This window comes from Actinokineospora cianjurensis (assembly GCF_003663795.1).
In the GTDB taxonomy this organism is placed as follows: domain Bacteria; phylum Actinomycetota; class Actinomycetes; order Mycobacteriales; family Pseudonocardiaceae; genus Actinokineospora; species Actinokineospora terrae.
In genome coordinates this window covers 1-3,399 of sequence record NZ_RCDD01000016.1, presented here as the reverse complement: position 1 = coordinate 3,399, position 3,399 = coordinate 1, and the positions used below count along the sequence as shown (strand labels likewise).

Genomic DNA, 3,399 nt, shown 5'->3' with positions numbered 1-3,399 from the left:
TCTGGTTGGTGTTTGAGAACTGTACAGTGGATGCGAGCATCTTTGTTGTAAGTGTGTAAGGGCATACGGTGGATGTCTAGGCATCAGGGGCCGATGAAGGACGTGGGAGGCTGCGATAAGCCTCGGGGAGCTGCCAACCTAGCTGTGATCCGAGGGTGTCCGAATGGGGAAACCCGGCACCAGTCATGTGGTGTCACCCGCACCTGAATATATAGGGTGTTGGGGGGGAACGCGGGGAAGTGAAACATCTCAGTACCCGTAGGAAGAGAAAACAACCGTGATTCCGTGAGTAGTGGCGAGCGAAAGCGGAAGAGGCTAAACCGTCGTCGTGTGATACCCGGCAGGGGTTGCGGTGGCGGGGTCGTGGGACCTTTCGGTCAGTTCTGCCGGACTGGCGCAGAGTGAGAAAACCATGTGTTTAGTTGAACGCCTTGGGATGGGCGGCCGTAGAGGGTGAGAGCCCCGTAAGCGAAAAACTGTGGTCTCTGGAGAGTGTTCCCAAGTAGCAGCGTACTCGTGAAATTCGCTGTGAATCTGGCGGGACCACCCGCTAAGCCTGAATACTTCCTGATGACCGATAGCGGACTAGTACCGTGAGGGAAAGATGAAAAGTACCCCGGGAGGGGAGTGAAAGAGTACCTGAAACCGTGTGCCTACAAGCCGTCAGAGCCTTGAGGGGTGATGGCGTGCCTTTTGAAGAATGAGCCTGCGAGTTAGTGCTGCGTGGCGAGGTTAACCCGTGTGGGGTAGCCGTAGCGAAAGCGAGTCCGAATAGGGCGTGTGAGTCGCGTGGTCTAGACCCGAAGCGGAGTGATCTACCCATGGCCAGGGTGAAGCGACGGTAAGACGTCGTGGAGGCCCGAACCCACCAGGGTTGAAAACCTGGGGGATGAGCTGTGGGTAGGGGTGAAAGGCCAATCAAACTCCGTGATAGCTGGTTCTCCCCGAAATGCATTTAGGTGCAGCGTCGCATGTTTCCTGTCGGGGGTAGAGCACTGGATGGTCTAGGGGGCCTACAAGCTTACCGAAATCAACCAAACTCCGAATACCGATAGGTGAGAGTGCGGCAGTGAGACTGCGGGCGATAAGGTTCGTAGTCGAGAGGGAAACAGCCCAGAACACCAGCTAAGGCCCCTAAGTGTGCGCTAAGTGGGAAAGGATGTGGGGTCGCCCAGACAACCAGGAGGTTGGCTTAGAAGCAGCCACCCTTGAAAGAGTGCGTAATAGCTCACTGGTCAAGTGGTCCTGCGCCGACAATGTAGCGGGGCTTAAGCGCACCGCCGAAGCTGTGTCACTCACACAATACGCCGCCTTCCGGGCTTGACTCGGTTGGCCAGTGGTGTGGGTGGGTAGGGGAGCGTCGTGCAGCCGGGGAAGCGGCGGAGTGATCCAGTCGTGGAGGCTGTGCGAGTGAGAATGCAGGCATGAGTAGCGATAGGCGAGTGAGAATCTCGTCCGCCGAATGACCAAGGGTTCCTGGGCCAGGCTGTTCCGCCCAGGGTAAGTCGGGACCTAAGGCGAGGCCGACAGGCGTAGTCGATGGACAACGGGTTGATATTCCCGTACCCGTGTGGACGCGTCCCTGGTGAGGTCGGTGATACTAACCGCCCAAAGCCCCAACTCTCTTCGGAGGGGAGGGGTGGAGCGCGGGATCTGATCCGGTAGTAGCCAAGCGATGGGGTGACGCAGGAGGGTAGCTCCGCCAGCTGTTGGTGTCTGGTGTAAGCGTGTGGCCCGAGCGATAGGCAAATCCGTCGCTCATGAGGGTGAGGCGTGATGCATAGCCGATTGAGGCGAAGTAGAGTGATCCCATGCTGCCGAGAAAAGCCTCTAGCGAGTGTCCGTGCGGCCCGTACCCCAAACCGACACAGGTGGTCAGGTAGAGAATACCGAGGCGTTCGGGTGAACTGTGGTCAAGGAACTCGGCAAAATGCCCCCGTAACTTCGGGAGAAGGGGGGCCGTAGCACTTGAAGCCCTTCGCGGGCTAGGGTGAGGCGGCCGCAGAGACCAGCGAGAAGCGACTGTTTACTAAAAACACAGGTCCGTGCGAAGTCGCAAGACGATGTATACGGACTGACGCCTGCCCGGTGCTGGAACGTTAAGAGGACGGGTTAGCTCTTCGGGGCGAAGCTCAGAATTTAAGCGCCAGTAAACGGCGGTGGTAACTATAACCATCCTAAGGTAGCGAAATTCCTTGTCGGGTAAGTTCCGACCTGCACGAATGGCGTAACGACTTCTCGACTGTCTCGACCACAGGCCCGGCGAAATTGCACTACGAGTAAAGATGCTCGTTACGCGCGGCAGGACGGAAAGACCCCGGGACCTTTACTATAGCTTGGTATTGGTGCTTGGTTCGGTTTGTGTAGGATAGGTGGGAGACTGTGAAGCGCTCACGCCAGTGGGTGTGGAGTCATTGTTGAAATACCACTCTGATCGTACTGAGTGTCTAACTTCGGACCGTGATCCGGTTCAGGGACAGTGCCTGGTGGGTAGTTTAACTGGGGCGGTTGCCTCCCAAAGGGTAACGGAGGCGCCCAAAGGTTCCCTCAGCCTGGTTGGCAATCAGGTGTTGAGTGCAAGTGCACAAGGGGGCTTGACTGTGAGACTGACAGGTCGAGCAGGGACGAAAGTCGGGACTAGTGATCCGGCCATGGCTTGTGGAAGCGTGGTCGCTCAACGGATAAAAGGTACCCCGGGGATAACAGGCTGATCTTGCCCAAGAGTCCATATCGACGGCATGGTTTGGCACCTCGATGTCGGCTCGTCGCATCCTGGGGCTGGAGTAGGTCCCAAGGGTTGGGCTGTTCGCCCATTAAAGCGGTACGCGAGCTGGGTTTAGAACGTCGTGAGACAGTTCGGTCCCTATCCGCCGCGCGCGTTGGAGACTTGAGGAAGGCTGTCCCTAGTACGAGAGGACCGGGACGGACGAACCTCTGGTGTGCCAGTTGTCCCGCCAGGGGCATGGCTGGTTGGCTACGTTCGGAAGGGATAACCGCTGAAGGCATCTAAGCGGGAAGCTCGTTCCAAGATGAGGTCTCCCTCCACCTTTGAGTGGTTAAGGCTCCCAGTAGACGACTGGGTTGATAGGCTGGAGATGGAAGCCCTGTGAGGGGTGGAGTCGACCGGTACTAATAGGCCGAGGGCTTATAACGAAGGTGCTACGCATCCACTGTACGGTGTCTGAGACACCAACCACCCCCACCCGGGGTAGATAGGCCACGATAGGTGGTCGGTCATTGGGTGGGGTTGTTGGTTGTGATTGTTTCATAGTGTTTCGGCGGTCATAGCGGTGGGGAAACGCCCGGTCCCATTCCGAACCCGGAAGCTAAGCCCACCTGCGCCGATGGTACTGCACTCGTGAGGGTGTGGGAGAGTAGGACGCCGCCGGACAATCATTC

General features: G+C 57.8%; 2 rRNA genes. Both read left to right on the top strand.

Going from position 1 to position 3,399, the window contains the following annotated elements:
- Positions 1–45 precede the first annotated feature (45 nt).
- Positions 46–3,153, top strand: a 23S ribosomal RNA gene (locus CLV68_RS33235).
- A gap of 121 nt (positions 3,154–3,274) precedes the next feature.
- Positions 3,275–3,391, top strand: a 5S ribosomal RNA gene (gene rrf, locus CLV68_RS33230).
- Positions 3,392–3,399: the final 8 nt, after the last annotated feature.